This is a genomic window from Mesorhizobium sp. M0040 (assembly GCF_040323505.1).
Classification (GTDB): Bacteria; Pseudomonadota; Alphaproteobacteria; order Rhizobiales; family Rhizobiaceae; genus Mesorhizobium.
The window spans coordinates 1-15,635 of record NZ_JAMYVA010000033.1; the positions used below are offsets into that span (position 1 = coordinate 1).

Annotated in this window: 12 protein-coding genes; 5 read left to right on the forward strand and 7 right to left on the reverse strand. The window is 63.1% G+C overall.

Annotated features, from left to right (window positions below; genetic code table 11):
* Positions 1 to 160: 160 nt before the first annotated feature.
* From aat to NKJ91_RS23380, 6 genes are all read right to left on the reverse strand, one after another.
* The gene (gene aat / locus NKJ91_RS23355; protein ID WP_023674821.1) at positions 161 to 778 is read right to left on the reverse strand and encodes a leucyl/phenylalanyl-tRNA--protein transferase; all 618 of its coding nucleotides are present in this window, start codon (positions 776 to 778) and stop codon (positions 161 to 163) included.
* A gap of 15 nt (positions 779 to 793) precedes the next feature.
* Entirely contained in the window at positions 794 to 2,137 is a 1,344-nt protein-coding gene (accC, locus tag NKJ91_RS23360; RefSeq protein WP_023674822.1) for an acetyl-CoA carboxylase biotin carboxylase subunit, read from the reverse strand.
* A gap of 19 nt (positions 2,138 to 2,156) precedes the next feature.
* Complete coding sequence (accB, locus tag NKJ91_RS23365) at positions 2,157 to 2,615, reverse strand: acetyl-CoA carboxylase biotin carboxyl carrier protein (protein ID WP_023674823.1); 459 nt, start codon at positions 2,613 to 2,615, stop codon at positions 2,157 to 2,159.
* Between the two features lie 26 nt (positions 2,616 to 2,641).
* Positions 2,642 to 3,076, reverse strand: a complete 435-nt coding sequence (aroQ, locus tag NKJ91_RS23370; protein WP_031211260.1) for a type II 3-dehydroquinate dehydratase — start codon at positions 3,074 to 3,076, stop codon at positions 2,642 to 2,644.
* 164 nt (positions 3,077 to 3,240) lie between these two features.
* On the reverse strand, positions 3,241 to 4,044 hold the full coding sequence (locus NKJ91_RS23375; RefSeq protein ID WP_023674825.1) for a DsbA family protein: 804 nt from the start codon (positions 4,042 to 4,044) through the stop codon (positions 3,241 to 3,243).
* A 70-nt stretch (positions 4,045 to 4,114) separates the two neighbouring features.
* Positions 4,115 to 5,509 (reverse strand): M48 family metalloprotease, encoded by a 1,395-nt coding sequence (locus NKJ91_RS23380; RefSeq protein WP_352457444.1) that lies wholly within the window; start codon positions 5,507 to 5,509, stop codon positions 4,115 to 4,117.
* A gap of 145 nt (positions 5,510 to 5,654) precedes the next feature.
* Between NKJ91_RS23380 and NKJ91_RS23385 the strand changes: the two genes are divergently transcribed.
* Together NKJ91_RS23385 and NKJ91_RS23390 are read left to right on the forward strand one after the other, a co-directional pair.
* Positions 5,655 to 6,803, forward strand: coding sequence for a pyridoxal phosphate-dependent aminotransferase (locus NKJ91_RS23385; RefSeq protein ID WP_352457445.1), 1,149 nt, complete (start codon positions 5,655 to 5,657; stop codon positions 6,801 to 6,803).
* 10 nt (positions 6,804 to 6,813) lie between these two features.
* Positions 6,814 to 7,761 (forward strand): glutaminase, encoded by a 948-nt coding sequence (locus NKJ91_RS23390; RefSeq protein WP_352457446.1) that lies wholly within the window; start codon positions 6,814 to 6,816, stop codon positions 7,759 to 7,761.
* A 198-nt stretch (positions 7,762 to 7,959) separates the two neighbouring features.
* On the opposite strand, the gene NKJ91_RS23395 is transcribed toward NKJ91_RS23390, so the two are convergent.
* Entirely contained in the window at positions 7,960 to 10,932 is a 2,973-nt protein-coding gene (locus tag NKJ91_RS23395; RefSeq protein WP_352457447.1) for an Rne/Rng family ribonuclease, read from the reverse strand.
* 666 nt (positions 10,933 to 11,598) lie between these two features.
* Here NKJ91_RS23395 and NKJ91_RS23400 point away from each other — a divergent pair.
* From NKJ91_RS23400 to NKJ91_RS23410, 3 genes are read left to right on the forward strand one after another with little or no spacing between them, the layout of a single operon-like run.
* Positions 11,599 to 12,861 carry an N-acetylmuramoyl-L-alanine amidase gene (locus tag NKJ91_RS23400; protein WP_352457448.1) on the forward strand — a complete coding sequence of 421 codons (1,263 nt, stop codon included), beginning with the start codon at positions 11,599 to 11,601 and terminating at the stop codon, positions 12,859 to 12,861.
* A gap of 1 nt (position 12,862) precedes the next feature.
* Positions 12,863 to 13,045 (forward strand): hypothetical protein, encoded by a 183-nt coding sequence (locus tag NKJ91_RS23405; protein ID WP_352457449.1) that lies wholly within the window; start codon positions 12,863 to 12,865, stop codon positions 13,043 to 13,045.
* A 30-nt stretch (positions 13,046 to 13,075) separates the two neighbouring features.
* Entirely contained in the window at positions 13,076 to 15,532 is a 2,457-nt protein-coding gene (locus NKJ91_RS23410; RefSeq protein WP_352457450.1) for a penicillin-binding protein 1A, read from the forward strand.
* The last annotated feature ends 103 nt before the right edge of the window (positions 15,533 to 15,635 follow it).

The following is a 15,635-nucleotide window of genomic DNA, read 5'->3' on the forward strand; positions in this document are numbered from 1 at the left end:
ACCGATCCGACCCTCGCCGCTGAGGGGGGGCGGCTACCCTCTCTCAGCGTTCCTTTCTGACCCATTCGGCAGCGAAAGTCATAAGACAAGCAATTCCAGGAAAGTGTGAACGGCTTTCCGTCCGGAATTGCGTTTCTGTGAAACGATGAACCATTCCAGGTTATGGAAAAAACACGGCCTCGCCCTTCAGCGCCTCGGCCAGCATCTTCTCGTACTTGCCGCGCGGCACGTCGATTGCACCGAAGCGTTTGAGATGCTCGGTGGTGAACTGCGTATCAAGCAGTGCAAAGCCACGCGCCTTCAGGCGTTCGACGAGGTGAACCAGGCAGGCCTTTGACGCGTCGGTCTCCCTGGCGAACATGCTCTCGCCGAAGAACACGCGGCCGAGCGATACGCCGTAGAGCCCCCCGACCAATCGGTCGTTGTGCCAGGCCTCGACCGAATGGCAATGGCCCATCCGATGCAGCTCGATATAGGCTTCGCGGATCGGTGCGTTGATCCAGGTCGACCGCCGTTCCTCGCGCCTTTCGGCGCAGGCCTCGATCGTCGCCTCGAAGTCGAAATCGATGCGGAACTCGAACAGGTTCTTGCGGATCGTCTTTCTCAGGCTTTTCGGTATGTGGAACCCGTCGAGCGGAATGATGCCGCGCGTCTCCGGTCGCACCCAGAATACTTCGGGGTCATTGGCGCTTTCGGCCATCGGGAAGACGCCGGAGGCATAGGCTTTAAGCAAAAGGTCGGTCGGGATGCGATAACCGGGTGCGTAGGGACGGGTCATCGCTTCGCCCCTGTGTCACTCGCCTTCGGCCAGGTATTTTTCCAGCCAGTGGATATCGTAGTCGCCATTAGCGATGTCGGCGTTGCCAACGAGGTCGCGAAACAGTGGCAGCGTCGTCTTGATGCCGTCGACGACGAATTCGTCGAGCGCGCGCCGCAGCCGCATCATGCATTCGACGCGGTTGCGGCCATGCACGATCAGCTTGCCGATCAGGCTGTCGTAGTAGGGCGGGATCTTGTAGCCGGAATAGACGCCGGAATCGACACGGATGCCGAGGCCGCCCGGCGTGTGGAAATGGGTGATGGTGCCCGGCGAGGGGGTGAAGGTGCGCGGATCCTCGGCATTGATGCGGCATTCGATGGCATGGCCGTGGAAGCGGATGTCCTCCTGGCGCACCGAAAGTCCGCCGCCCGAGGCGACGCGGATCTGCTCGTGCACGAGGTCGATGCCGGTAATCGCCTCGGTCACCGGATGTTCGACCTGCAGGCGCGTGTTCATCTCGATGAAATAGAACTCGCCGTCCTCATAGAGGAATTCGATGGTGCCGGCGCCGGAATAGCCGAGATCGGCGATCGCCCTGGCGCAGACGCCGCCAATATGCGCGCGCTCCTCGGCATTGAGCGCCGGCGAGGGCGCTTCTTCCCAGACCTTCTGGTGGCGGCGCTGCAGCGAGCAGTCGCGCTCGCCGAAATGCACGCCGCGCCCGGCGCCGTCGCCGAACACCTGCACTTCGATATGGCGCGGCTTCTGCAGATATTTCTCGATATAGACTGCGTCGTCGCCGAAGGCCGCACCCGCCTCCGAGCGTGCCGTCTGCAGCGCCACCTCGAGATCGGCCTCGCTACGCGCCACTTTCATGCCGCGCCCGCCGCCGCCGGCCGACGCCTTGATGATTACGGGGTAGCCGATCGCGGCGGCAATGCGCTTGGCTTCCTTGTCCTCGGTGACCGCGCCGTCGGAGCCGGGCACCACGGGAATGCCGAGGCGTTTTGCGGTACGCTTGGCCTCGATCTTGTCACCCATGATGCGGATATGGTCGCCGGTCGGGCCGATGAAGGTGATGTTGTGCGCGGCGAGGATGTCGGCGAACTTGGCGTTCTCCGACAGAAAACCGTAGCCGGGATGCACCGCGTCGGCGCCGGTGATCTCGCAGGCGGCGACGATCTGGTGGATGTTGAGATAGCTGTCGCGCGACGGCGGCGGGCCGATGCAGACGCTCTCGTCGGCGAGACGCACATGCATGGCGTCGGCGTCGGCGGTCGAATGCACCACCACCGTCTGGATGCCGAGCTCCTTGCAGGCGCGCAGCACCCTGAGGGCGATTTCGCCGCGATTGGCGATGAGGATTTTCTGGAACATCTTTCGCCTGTTCCCGGCTCTACTCGATCACGACGAGCGGCATACCATATTCGACCGGCTGCGCATCTTCAAACAGGATCGCCGTCACCGTGCCGGCGCGCGGCGAGGGGATCTGGTTCATCGTCTTCATTGCTTCGATGATCAGCAGCGTCTGGCCTTCCTTGACCTTCTGGCCGATTTCGATGAACGGCCTGGCGTCGGGCGACGGTGCCAGATAGGCGGTGCCGACCATCGGCGAGGCAACGGCGTTCTTCGACACGTCGGGCGTCGCCGGCGCGGCCGCTGCCGCAGGCTGCGCGGCTGCCGGGGCATAGGCCGGCTGAGCTGTGGCGACGGCATGGACGGCCGGGGCCTGCCGCGAGACGCGCACCTTCAGATCGCCCAGCTCGACCTCGATCTCGGTCAGGTTGGTGTCGTTCAGTATGCCCGCCAGATCGCGGATCAGCTGCTGGTCAACACCGTTCTTCTTTATCGACATTTTCGAGCCTTCTGTTTGTTGGCCGGTCATAGGCGTGCAGCCAGCGCCTGCAGCGCCAGCGTGTAGCCGAGCGGCCCGAACCCGCAGATCATGCCGACGGCGACCGGCGCGACCATGGAGACGTGGCGGAATGGTTCCCGCGCGTGGATGTTGGAGAGATGCACCTCAGCGACCGGCAGCGGCGCGACAGCGCGGATGGCATCGTGAATGGCGATCGAGGTATGGCCGTAGGCGCCCGGATTGATGACGATCGCGGCGGCCTTGTCGGCGGCCTCCTGGATCCAGTCGACGAGGTCGCCCTCATGGTTCGACTGGCGGAAATCGATCTCCAGCCCAAGTGCGGCACCTGCCTGCTTGCAGTCGTCGGCGATCGCGGCAAGCGTCTTGCCGCCATAGATGCCTGGCTCGCGCTTGCCGAGCGCGTTGAGATTGGGGCCGTTCAGGACGAAAACCGTTTTCAAAATATGCCGACCTTTCCCGGCGCGGCTAAGCCGGCGCGCCGGACCCTCTATAATGGGCATAGACGCTGGCGAAAAGAGCGCAAGTGCGTTCTTTCGCCGTCCACAACAGCCGGAAAAACGGCCGGTGCCGGAAACCCGCAGCCTAATCGAAACCCGAATGCTGATCAGAGCGCGGCCTTCGCCGCCTCGATCTTTTCGGCCAGCACTTCCTGGCCAAGCGCGCCGAACACCACCTCGTTGCCGACGACATAGGACGGCGTTCCGGTGATGGCGAGCTTGGTGGCGAGGTCATAGGTCTTGGAGAAGGCCTCGGTGATGCTCGGGTCCTTCATCTTTTCGCGCAGCGCCGCCTCGTCGGCGCCGAGCGACAGCGCCACCTTGATTGCCGCCGCCTCGGTGGCGCGCCCCTGGCCGCCGAGCAGCGCATTGTGGAATTCGCCGTATTTCTCCGGCTTCATCAAATGGAAGGCCATCGACACGACGCTCGCCTTCTGCGAATCCGGGCCGAGGATCGGGAACTCCTTGAGTACGAAGCGCAGGTCCGGATCGGCCTTGGTCAGCGCGCGCATGTCGTCGATGGCGCGTTTGCAGTAGCCGCAATTATAATCATAGAATTCGACGATGGTGACCTTGCCGTTCGGATTGCCGACAACACCGTCGAATGAGGAATTGAAGATCTGGTCCTTGGCGTCTTTGATGACGCCGAGACTGGCGACGCGCTGTTCTTCCTTCTGCTTGGCCTCGAGTGCCTGCTGTGCCTCCAGAAGCACTTCCGGGTTCTTCAGGAGATAGTCGCGGACGATGCCTTCGACTTCGGTGCGGTCGAGCTTGGTACCCGAGGACGCCGTCTGGGCAAGCTGCGCCGTGCCGGCCTTCGCCGTCTGCGGATTGCCGGCGACGAAGCCGAACGCCAGCATGGCGAGAGCCGCTGCCACTCCGGTAGTGCCCAGCAGAATTGCCTTGGTCATGATCCTCGATCCTCTTGCCCGTGTTCCGGTCCGCTCGCTTTGGCTGTGTCGCAGCCTGCGTCCGAAAGGTTCACTTCTTCTTACCTGATGGTGCGTAGTTTATAATGTCCTGCGCGCGAAGCCAGCCCGGCTCGCCCCGCTTCATGCTCTGCTGCGCCCGCATGGCGAATATCTTCGCATTCTTGTAGTCGCCGGAATAGAAATGCCCTTCGGCGGTTGCAAGCTCGGCGGCCGGGATGTTGCCGAGTTCCCCGTAAGCCTGTGCCAGATAGCGGTATCCGGCGGCGTTTTCGCGATCCCGTCCGAGGCCGGTGTTGATCTGCGCCACTGCCTTCTTCAGCGAATCCTGCGTGCCGATCGCCATCAGCGCCTGGCCGTAAGAGACCGGCAGCAGCCCCGATCGCGCCGGATCGAGGCTGACCGACTTGGCATAGCCGTCCGCCGCATCCTTCGGCCGGTTCGCCTTCATCAGGATGTCGCCGCGTAATTCCTGGAAATAGGGATTTTTCGGCTGTTCCTTGATCAACGCGTTGGTCTTGGTGAGCGCCGACGCCAGATTGCCGAAAAGATAGGTCATCTGCGCGTCGCCATAGCGTGAGGCGAGGCTGCCGGGGTTCTTGCGCATCAATCGCGACGCCGCCGCCTGGCCCTGCATGTAGGCGGCGATCTTGATGCGCATCATGTCGTGGCGCTGCTGCAGTGCCGGCGGGTCGACCTTGTCGACGTAAGGGCTCTGCTTCACCAGCACTTCGAGATTGGCGATACGCTCCTGCGGCATCGGATGGCTGATCCTGTAGGGATCGACTTGCGCGCCCGAGAGCGACAATGCGTTCTGGAAGCGGCCAAACGTCTTCAGCATGCCCATGCCGGACTGGCCGGTTGCATTGAGATAGGTGATCGCCGAACGGTCGGCGGTCATCTCTTCGGTGCGCTGATAAGCGAGGATACTGCGTTGCGCCATCTCGCCGCCGCCGGCCACCACGCCCATGCCGGCGCCGGCGAGACCGCGGCTGTTGCTGGTGGCGCCGGCCACCATGGCGCCGGCGCCAAGCAGCGTCGCCAGGATCGCCATCGTCTTGGCGCGCTCGAGCTGTTCTCGCAATTTCTGCTGGTGTCCGCCGGCGATATGGCCGGCCTCGTGGGCAATGACGCCAATGATCTCGTTGGGCGTTTCGGCCGTCATCAGCGCGCCGGTGTTGATGAACAGGCGGCGGCCGGCAACAAAGGCGTTGAAGCTCTGGTCGTTGACCAGCACGATGTTGATGGCGTCGCCCGACAAGCCCGCCGCCTTGAAGATCGGCCGCGCGTAATCGCGCACCAGCGCCTCGATCTCGGCATCGCGCACAACCGGCACATTCTGCGCAAAGGCATTGACCGAGCCGGCCATGGCGACCACCGCGCCAAGCGAAAGCGTCGCGAGGGCGCGCGCTGTCCTGGCGATCGTCGATTTGGGTCGGCTCAACATGGCAGGTCCACTGGTAGACGAGTGGGCGAAGGATGAAAAGTCGGCAGCCTAAACTTACCGAACTTGTGATCCCCACACCAATCGGGCATTTGTGCGGCGCGGCCAGCATGGCCGGCACGTGCGGACAAGTGTGGTGGATTGAAAAATGGTTGTTTCGCTTTCGCGCCGCGGCGCGGTCGAACCGTTCCATGCCATGGACATCCTGGCCGAGGCGAATCGGCTGAAAGCCAAGGGCCTGCCGGTCGTTTCCATGGCCGTCGGCCAGCCTTCCGATCCGGCGCCGGCCGGGGTTCGCGAAGCGGCGGCCAATGCCTTGAAAGCAGGCCGCATCGGCTATACCGACGCGCTGGGCCTCGCCGGCCTGCGCAAGGCGATCGCGGCGCATTATGGCGAGCACTACGGGCTTGACGTTTCGCCCGAGCGGATAGCCGTCACCACCGGATCGTCGGCTGCCTTCAACCTCGCTTTCCTGGCAATGTTCGATCCAGGCGACCGCGTCGCCATCGCTGCGCCCGGCTATCCTGCCTATCGCAACATCATGGCCGCGCTCGGCATCGACATCGCCGAGATCGAGTTGGACGGCGCCGCCTATCTGCATGCCGAGCACCTGCAAGCCGCGCATCGCGAAAAACCGCTGAAGGGCGTGCTGTTCGCCAGCCCGGCCAACCCGACCGGCGCGGTCATTCCCGCCGGCGATCTCGAGGCGCTGGTCGAGACGGCGCAAGAGCTCGGCATCGCCGTCATCTCGGACGAAATCTATCACCGGCTGGCCTATGCGGCGCCCGACACGACGGCGCTTGCTTTCGGCGCGGATGTGACGGTGATCAATTCCTTCTCGAAATATTATTGCATGACCGGCTGGCGCATCGGCTGGATGGTGCTGCCGCAGGAACTGGTGCGGCCAGTCGAGCGCATCGCCCAGAGCCTCTACATCTCGCCGCCCGAACTGTCCCAGATTGCCGCGATCGAGGCATTCAAGGCGACGCCAGAGCTGGAAGCGGTGAAGGCGCGCTATGCCTGGAACCGCGAGCTCCTGATGCAACGCCTGCCGGAGCTCGGCTTTGCTTTGGCCGCGCCCATGGACGGCGCGTTCTACGCCTTCTGCGACGTCACCAGGCACACCAATGACAGCATGGCGTTTGCGCGCCGGATGCTTGCCGAGGCGCATGTGGCTGCGACGCCGGGCCGCGATTTCGACCCGCTGCAAGGCCATCGCACGATGCGCTTTTCCTATGCCGGCAGCCACGACGACATGGTCGAGGCGATGGCGCGTATCGAACGCTGGCTGAAGTAGCGGGGCGACGATGCCGGAGCTTGAACAGGCGCCCCAACTCGAACATGCGTTGCGCGAGGTCGCTGCCGAAATGGCGGAGCGTACCGATCGCGGCGACGTCGCCAGCTATATCCCCCAGCTCGGCAAGATCGATCCGAAAAAATTTGGCATTGCCGCGGTGACCAATGACGGCCGCATGCTGACCGCAGGCGATGCCGACGAGGCGTTTTCGATCCAGAGCATCTCAAAGGTGTTCACGCTGACGCTGGCGCTCGGCAATGTCGGCGACGCGCTGTGGCAGCGGGTTGGGCGCGAACCTTCGGGCAATCCGTTCAACTCGATCGTCCAGCTCGAGCACGAGAACGGCATTCCGCGCAATCCATTCATCAATGCCGGCGCCATCGTGGTCTCGGACATCCTGCTTGCCGGCCATCAGCCGCGCGAGGCGATCGGCGAGATCCTGCGCTTCATCCAGTTCCTGGCCGATGACGACACGATCATCATCGACCGCGAGGTCGCGGCGTCCGAACGCGCCACCGGCTTTCGCAATTTCGCACTTGCCAATTACATGAAATCGTTCGGTAATCTCAATCACGCGCCGGAACTGGCGCTGGGCGTTTACTTCCACCATTGCGCTATCGCCATGAGCTGCCGGCAACTGGCCCTGGCTGGCCGCTTCCTTGCCAATGGCGGCAAGAACCCGGCGACCGGGCATTCCGTCGTCTCGGCAGAGCGCGCCCGCCGCATCGGCGCGATGATGCTGACCTGCGGCCACTATGACGGCTCCGGCGACTTCGCTTTCCGCGTCGGCATTCCCGGCAAGAGCGGCGTTGGCGGCGGCATATTGGGGATCGTGCCGGGCGTCGCCTCGCTTGCCGTCTGGTCGCCTGGCCTTAATGCCAACGGCAATTCCAGGCTGGGCTCGATCGCGCTGGAAAAACTGGCGAAGACGATGAACTGGTCGATCTTCGCACCATAAGCATTTTGCAGCCAAATGGAATCATTTGGCGTCCGCACAAATGCGGCAAAACAAACAGTTAGAGCGGAATGCCCCATTCAATTTGAATGCATTCCGCTCTGGTGCCTGTCGCCTGGAATTGGGACAAAAAATCCCGCGCAGCCGATCGGCAGCGCGGGATTTTTTTAATCAGAAAGTCTGGCTAATGCACGGAAAGGCTTAGAAAAAGCCCTTCCGTTGCCACCAGCCGGCACGCTTCGGCTTGTCCTCGGCCTTTGCTTCCTCGGTCTTTGCCTCGTCGGGGATGATCGAGGAGACGACCGGCACGACCGGAGCATCCACCGGTACCGGCTTGCGCCGCGACGGCCGGACCTTCGGCGTTTCCTCGGCAGCCGCCGCTTCGGTCTCCTGCGGAACCGGCGTGGGGGTCTCGCCGGAAGCCACTGAGGCGGCCTCGGCAGCCGATGTCTCGGCGCCCGCAATCTCGGCAACTGCATCCGCCGCAACCTTCTTCGGCTTGGCGGCACGGCGCGGCTTCTTCGGCTTTTCGGCGCTCGGCATGTCGTCATTCGCCGGAGCGAGCACCGCAAGCTCTTCGGCCGGCGGCGCACCTTCCGGCTCGCCGGTTACGGGCTCTGCTTCCGACACGGCACCTTCCGTCATGGCGGCTGGCTCGCCGGGGGCAGCTTCCAAGCCGTCCTCGCCGTCCTCACGGCGATTGCGCTTGCCGCCGCGCTTGCCGCGCCGGCGCTTCTTGCCGTGACCGTCGTCCGCCGCTTCCGCCGTTTCGGCCACAACACCTGCCGGCGTTTCACGTTCCGCTTCGGCGCCTTGATCGCCGGCGGCTACGAAGGCATCGTCTATCGGCGCCGAAACGGAAGCACCTTCCACAGCAGCGCCATGCTCGCGAGCGCCATGCTCGCGATCGCCGTGTTCACGTTCCCCGTGTTCACGATCCTTGCCGCCGCGCCGTCTGCGGCGCTTGCGGCGCTTGCGATCGCGGCCTTCGCCGTCCTCGCCGGACCTTGGCTGCTGCGGCTGCTGGGCAGGGCGTGGCTGCTCGGCCTGCACCGGTGCCTCGTCTTCCTCTTCGATGACGATCTCGTCCTCGGGTTCTTCCGGCTCGACATAGGCCGGGAACGTGCGCGCCTCGACAAAGCCTTCCGGCTTTTCGGCCAGCGCGCCGCGGAAGATGGCATAGTGTTGTGCACCGACCGCGTCATCGGCTTCGATGGTGATGGTCATGCCGAAGCGGTGCTCGAATTCCACCAGCGTGCCGCGCTTGTGATTGAGCACATAGAGCGCGGTCGCCGCCGGCGTCCGCACCGTGATGTGGCTGCGCGAATCCTTGAGCAGGAATTCCTCGATTGCCCGCACCACCATCAGCGCGACCGACGAATCGGAGCGCACATGGCCGGTGCCGCCGCAATGCGGGCAAGGCTTCATGGTCGATTCCAGCACGCTGGCACGGATGCGCTGGCGCGACATCTCCATCAGGCCGAAATGCGAGATGCGGCCGACCTGGATGCGGGCACGATCGTTCTTGAGGTGATCCTTCAGCCGCTTCTCGACGGAGCGGTTGTTGCGGTTCTCCTCCATATCGATGAAGTCGATGACGATGAGGCCGGCGAGATCGCGCAGCCTCAATTGCCGGGCGACTTCCTCGGCGGCTTCCAGATTGGTGTGAAGTGCGGTGTCCTCGATCGAGTGCTCCTTGGTGGAACGGCCCGAATTGACGTCGATGGCGACCAGCGCTTCCGTCTGGTTGATGATGATGTAGCCGCCGCTCTTCAGCGTCACCTGCGGCTGCAGCATGCGGTCGAGCTGCGCTTCGATGCCGTTGCGCACAAAGATCGGCGTCGTGTCGCGGAACGGCTGAACCACCTTGGCGTGGCTCGGCATCAGCATGCGCATGAAGTCCTTGGCCTCGCGGTAGCCTTCTTCGCCGGAAACCAGGATCTCGTCGATATCCTTGTTGTAAAGGTCGCGCACCGAGCGCTTGATCAGGCTGCCTTCCTCATAGACCAGGGCAGGGGCCGTCGATTGAAGCGTCAGATTGCGGACATTTTCCCAAAGCCGCATCAAATATTCGTAGTCGCGCTTGATCTCTGCCTTGGTGCGGCTTTCGCCTGCCGTACGCAGGATGACACCCATGCCTTGCGGCACTTCGAGATCGGCGACCACTTCCTTCAGCCGCTTGCGGTCCTGCGCATTGGTGATCTTGCGCGAAATCCCGCCGCCGCGCGCCGTGTTCGGCATCAGCACCGAATAGCGGCCGGCCAGTGACAGGTAGGTGGTCAGCGCTGCACCCTTGTTGCCGCGCTCTTCCTTGACGACCTGTACCAGCAGGATCTGCCGGCGCTTGATCACTTCCTGGATCTTGTACTGGCGGCGCACCGGCTTGCGGCGGTTGCGCACTTCTTCCAGCGCGTCCTCGGCGCCGACCGATTCGATCTCGTGATCGTCCGGATGCGAGGATTGCACCTCCTCCAGCATGCCGCGATCATTGTCTTCGGACGTCGCTTCGCCGCTTGTCTCGGCCCCGCTTGTCTCGACTTGTGGGACGGCTTCGGAGATTACGTCGGCATCGACGCTGGCAGCGATGGAACTCGATCCGCCTTCGGACGGCTCGGTCTCGCCGCTATCGGCGACTTCTTCACTCTGTCCAGCGGCATCCTCGCTCTGTCCGGCAGTGTCGGACGTGGTGTTGTCGGCAACGGCATCCAGCTTTTCTGCGACGGCATCTTCGCCGTTCTCGCCATTCTCACCGTCGGCCGCGCCTGCCTCGCGCCTGTGCTCGCCGCGGTCGCGGCTCTTGCCGCCGCGCCGGCGTCCGCGCTTGCCACGGTCGCGGCTCTGGCGGTCCTCGCCTTCGGCGGCTTCCTCGTCCTCTTCGTCCTGGGCTTCCTGGGCTTCCGCACGCAGCAGCGCCTGACGGTCGGCGACCGGAATCTGGTAGTAGTCGGGATGTATTTCACTGAAGGCGAGGAAACCGTGACGGTTGCCGCCATATTCGACAAAGGCTGCCTGGAGGGAAGGTTCGACGCGCGTTACGCGGGCGAGATAGATGTTTCCTTTGAGCTGCTTCTTGTCCTGGGATTCAAAGTCGAATTCTTCAATACGGTTACCGCGAACGACGACAACGCGTGTTTCCTCCGGGTGGGAGGCGTCTATCAGCATTTTGTTGGGCATTATTTCGTTTCCTCCCGGCAGCCGTCGGCCGCAGCTTGCAGGACACTGCCCGCTGCCGTGGACCTGGAACATGGGTGCCGGACAATTGAACGTCCGCCGGCCGCTGCCTGAGCGCCATGGCGGTGCCGCCCGCAGCCGTAGTGGCGCGGTTTGTTGCGGACCTTTCCATGATTGCGCTTGAAGCCATCGTCACCAGCAGAACCTTTTGAACCAAAGCCCGGGAAAAACCGGACCAGCTTGTTTGCTCATACAGAGCCGGCACGGGACAATCCCGGCCGTTTTGCTCACGCAGGCGATTCCCCCGCCACGGGAGCACGCCTGCGAAAATCGTCGCGATCACCGATGCCTTCTTCGCCTGAAGCGAAAGGAGCCGTCTTGCGTCTGACCTGTAGCAGGAAGCTGCGGAGGAGGACGGTTCCAGGATTGCAGTGATCCACCATCGCTTTTATGATTTGGCGGGTTGGAAGGCAACCCCGATTCCCGATGCCGGCAAAAAGCCGTTCCGCAGCGGAAGCCCCGGTCCCAAGCCTTCCATGAAAAGGCTTGGTTAACCTTCTCTGGATACCAATCGTTAATCGAGTTCGCGGCCTGCCAGCACTTTGACAAGCAATAGGGCACTTCGACAAGCGATCGGGCATGACGCCAACGGGAGCGATTGGTAGAAAGATGGGACTGGCAGGCTTCGCAGACAAGGGCCGTCATCATGGAGGCTGGTTCTTCCGCACCGCCTGCCTGCTGCCGCTGATCCTGGCTTGCTTGGTCTTTTCGCCGCTTTCGCGTGCTGCCGACGTACCGCTCGGCGCCATAAGCTACAAGATGGCCGGCGATGCCACCAAGATGCGCATCGTCATCAATTTCGATCGCGAGCCCGACATCAAATGGTTCCTGCTGCGCGGCCCCAATCGCCTGGTCATCGATCTCCCGGCCACGAGATTCGCCCTCAATGCCAAGGATATGAAGCCGCGCGGGCTTGTCCGCGCCGTGCGTTACGGCGGACTCGGCGAGGGGAAATCGCGGCTGATTCTCACCGGCAAGGGACCGTTCGCCGTCGACAATCTCGACGTGCTCAAGAACGATGACGGCAACGGCTACCGCATCGCCATCGACATGTCGGCGGCCTCGCAGCGGGAATTCGACGCAGCGCTCGCCAATCAGGCGCTGACCACCGGCTCGACGGTCTCCGCCGACAAGGCCGGCAGGGTCGGTACCGGGCCGGTCTCCAATCCGGGCCATCGTTTCACCGTCGTCATCGATCCCGGCCATGGCGGCATCGACGGCGGCGCCGAGGGCCTGAACGGGACGGTCGAGAAGAACGTGACGCTCGCCTTCGCAATGGAACTGCGCGACAAGCTCGCCGCCGGCGGCAAATACGACGTGTTCCTGACACGTGAGACCGACATGTTCCTGCGGCTCGACGACCGCGTGCGCATTGCCCGCCAGCATGAGGCCGACCTGCTCATCTCGATCCATGCCGACACGATCAGCCTCAAGGGCATTCGCGGCGCAACGGTCTACACCGTGTCCGACAAGGCTTCCGATCCCGAGGCGCAGGCGCTTGCCGACCGTGAAAATCTTTCCGACCAGTTCGCCGGCATGGAGATCAAGGACGACAGCAAGGAAGTGACCGATATCCTGATCGACCTGATCCGCCGCGAGACGCATAATTTTTCGATGAGCTTCGCCCATACTCTCGTCGGACAGCTTTCCACCAGCGTCGGTCTGATCAACAACCCGCAGCGTTCTGCCGGCTTCAAGGTGCTGAAAGCGCCGGACGTTCCATCCGTGCTGGTCGAACTCGGCTATCTGTCGAACGCCAAGGACGAAGCGCAATTGCTCAGCGCCGATTGGCGCAACAAGGCGACCCAGAGCATAACCAACGCCGTTGCCCTGTTTGCTTCGGCCAAGAGCGGAACGGGGGCCGGAGGCTGAAATGTCCGCCGGCGCCCACAACCTGAAGCAGCGTTGCACGGCGACAACACCCTGTGCTTTTATTTCCGGCATTCGAAACCGAAATCCCGCGCTGCCGTATTTTGCCCACATGGTCGCGACATGGATTTTGCGATTACGGTTTGGGATCGTCCCGAAAGCTTGCGTGAAGGGCGGCTTCGTTTAGGAAATTCCCGAACCAAGGACTGGAGCGGGTATGATTCGTCTCATTGGCTATTTCTTCGGCATCGGCACGACGCTGGCCCTTTTGGTCGCGGCGGGCGTGGCGATCTATATCGGCCATTTGTCGAAGGACCTGCCCGATTACGAGGTGCTGGCCAAATACGAGCCGCCGGTGACGACCCGCATCCACGCGTCGGATGGCGCGCTGATGGCCGAATATGCGCGTGAGCGGCGGCTTTATCTGCCGATTCAGGCGATCCCGGACCGTGTCAAGGCGGCCTTCCTGTCGGCCGAGGACAAGAACTTCTACAATCACCCCGGCATCGACGTGACCGGCCTTGGCCGGGCCATTGTCGTCAACCTGCAGAATGTTGGCTCGGGAAAGCGCCAGGTCGGCGCCTCGACCATCACCCAGCAGGTGGCGAAGAACTTCCTGTTGTCTTCAGACCAGACCTACGAGCGCAAGATCAAGGAGATGATCCTCGCCTTCCGCATCGAGCAGGCCTACTCGAAGGATCGCATTCTCGAGCTCTATCTCAACGAGATTTTCTTCGGCTTCGGCGCCTATGGCGTCGCCGGTGCTGCGCTAACCTATTTCGACAAATCGGTGAACGAGCTCACCGTGGCCGAAGCCGCCTATCTCGCCTCGCTGCCAAAGGGGCCGAACAACTATCATCCCTTCAAGCATGCCGATCGCGCCTTGGAGCGCCGCAACTGGGTGATCGACCAGATGGTCGAGAACGGTTACGTCACGCATGAGGAAGGCGAGAAGGCCAAGGCCGAGCCGCTCGGCGTCACGCCGCGCCGCACCGGCAACTATCTCTTCGCCGGGGAGTATTTCACCGAGGAAGTGCGTCGCCAGATCATCGCGCGCTATGGCGAGAATGCGCTCTACGAGGGCGGCCTTTCCGTCCGCACGACGCTCGATCCGAAGATGCAGCTGATTGCCCGCAAGGCCATGCAGAACGGACTTATGAAGTTCGACACGCTGCGCGGCTACCGCGGGCCGGTCACGAGCATCGACGTTTCCGGCGACTGGGGTGTGCCGCTGGGCAACGTCAAGCGGTTGGAGGACGTGCCGGAATGGTCGCTCGCCGTCGTGCTCGACAGCTCGGCCACCGGCCTGTCCATCGGCTTGCAGCCGACGCGCCAGATCTCCGGCGAAATCGTCAAGGACCGCGTCGAAGGCACCGTCAGCAAGGAAGACATGAGCTTCGCCATGCGCCACGTGGTCGACGGCAGGACCGTCAAGGCGAAGTCGCCCGCCGACGTGCTGAAGCCGGGCGACGTGATTTTCGTGCAGAAGAACGACGGCTCGGACAACAGCTACAGCTTGCGCCAGGTTCCCGAAGTGGAAGGCGGCCTGATCGCCATGGACCCGCATACCGGACGCGTCCTGGCCATGGTCGGCGGTTTCTCCTACGCGCAGTCGGAGTTCAACCGGGCGACGCAGGCCATGCGCCAGCCGGGATCGTCGTTCAAACCGATCGTCTATTCGGCCGCCCTCGACAATGGCTATACGCCCGCGTCGGTGATCATGGACGGGCCGATCACCATCCAGAGCGGCAACACGACCTGGACGCCCAAGAACTACGACGGAACGGTGGCCGGCCCGGCGACGTTGCGCTCCGGCATCGAGAAATCGCGCAACCTGATGACGGTGCGGCTTGCCAACGACATGGGCATGAAGCTGGTCGTGGAATATGCCGAGCGTTTCGGCGTCTACGACCACCTGGCGCCGTATCTGCCGATGGCGCTGGGATCCGGCGAGACGACGGTGATGCGCATGGTGTCGGCCTATTCGATCATGGCCAATGGCGGCAAGTCGATCAAGCCATCGCTGATCGACCGCATCCAGGATCGCTACGGCAAGACCGTCTTTAGGCAGGACGAACGCGGCTGCTCAAACTGCAATGCCGCCGAGTGGCAGGACCAGCCAGAGCCGGAGCTGGTCGACAACTCCGAGCAGGTGCTCGATCCGATGACCGCCTACCAGATCACATCGATGATGGAGGGCGTCGTGCAACGCGGTACCGGCGCCACCATCAACGAGCTTGGCCGTCACATCGCCGGCAAGACCGGAACGACCAACGACGAAAAGGATGCCTGGTTCATCGGCTATACGCCGAACCTCGTTGTCGGCCTCTATATGGGCTACGATCAGCCGAAAGGTCTTGGCAAGGGCGCGACCGGCGGCGGCCTTGCCGCGCCGATCTTCAAGGATTTCATGCGCGTGGCGCTGGATGGCACGCCCAATGTCGACTTCAAGGTTCCGGAAGGCATGAAGCTGATTGCGATCAATCGCAAGACCGGCATGCGGGCCAACGCGGGCGACGCCGGAACCATCATCGAAGCCTTCAAACCGGGTACCGGTCCCGCCGACAGCTACTGGGTGATCGGCATGGGTGCGGACGGCTCCAACGCCACCGGCGGGGCGCTGTCGCCGCAGGCCAACCAGGCCATCCAGTCGGGCGGCGGCGGGCTCTACTGACAGTCGCTACATCGGGTCGAGCCGGCTTGACGATCATGGTCGAGCCGGTCCATTCCGCTTTACAGGGGCCGGTACATTACAGGGGCCGGCGCTTTACAGGAGA

Bases quoted from the DNA above. Each gene is read 5' to 3' on its own strand.
- aat (WP_023674821.1), bottom strand. From the start codon at position 778: ATGACCCGTCCCTACGCACCCGGTTATCGCATCCCGACCGACCTTTTG.
- accC (WP_023674822.1), bottom strand. From the start codon at position 2,137: ATGTTCCAGAAAATCCTCATCGCCAATCGCGGCGAAATCGCCCTCAGG.
- accB (WP_023674823.1), bottom strand. From the start codon at position 2,615: ATGTCGATAAAGAAGAACGGTGTTGACCAGCAGCTGATCCGCGATCTG.
- NKJ91_RS23375 (WP_023674825.1), bottom strand. From the start codon at position 4,044: ATGACCAAGGCAATTCTGCTGGGCACTACCGGAGTGGCAGCGGCTCTC.
- NKJ91_RS23380 (WP_352457444.1), bottom strand. From the start codon at position 5,509: ATGTTGAGCCGACCCAAATCGACGATCGCCAGGACAGCGCGCGCCCTC.
- NKJ91_RS23385 (WP_352457445.1), top strand. From the start codon at position 5,655: ATGGTTGTTTCGCTTTCGCGCCGCGGCGCGGTCGAACCGTTCCATGCC.
- NKJ91_RS23390 (WP_352457446.1), top strand. From the start codon at position 6,814: ATGCCGGAGCTTGAACAGGCGCCCCAACTCGAACATGCGTTGCGCGAG.
- NKJ91_RS23395 (WP_352457447.1), bottom strand. From the start codon at position 10,932: ATGCCCAACAAAATGCTGATAGACGCCTCCCACCCGGAGGAAACACGC.
- NKJ91_RS23400 (WP_352457448.1), top strand. From the start codon at position 11,599: ATGGGACTGGCAGGCTTCGCAGACAAGGGCCGTCATCATGGAGGCTGG.
- NKJ91_RS23405 (WP_352457449.1), top strand. From the start codon at position 12,863: ATGTCCGCCGGCGCCCACAACCTGAAGCAGCGTTGCACGGCGACAACA.
- NKJ91_RS23410 (WP_352457450.1), top strand. From the start codon at position 13,076: ATGATTCGTCTCATTGGCTATTTCTTCGGCATCGGCACGACGCTGGCC.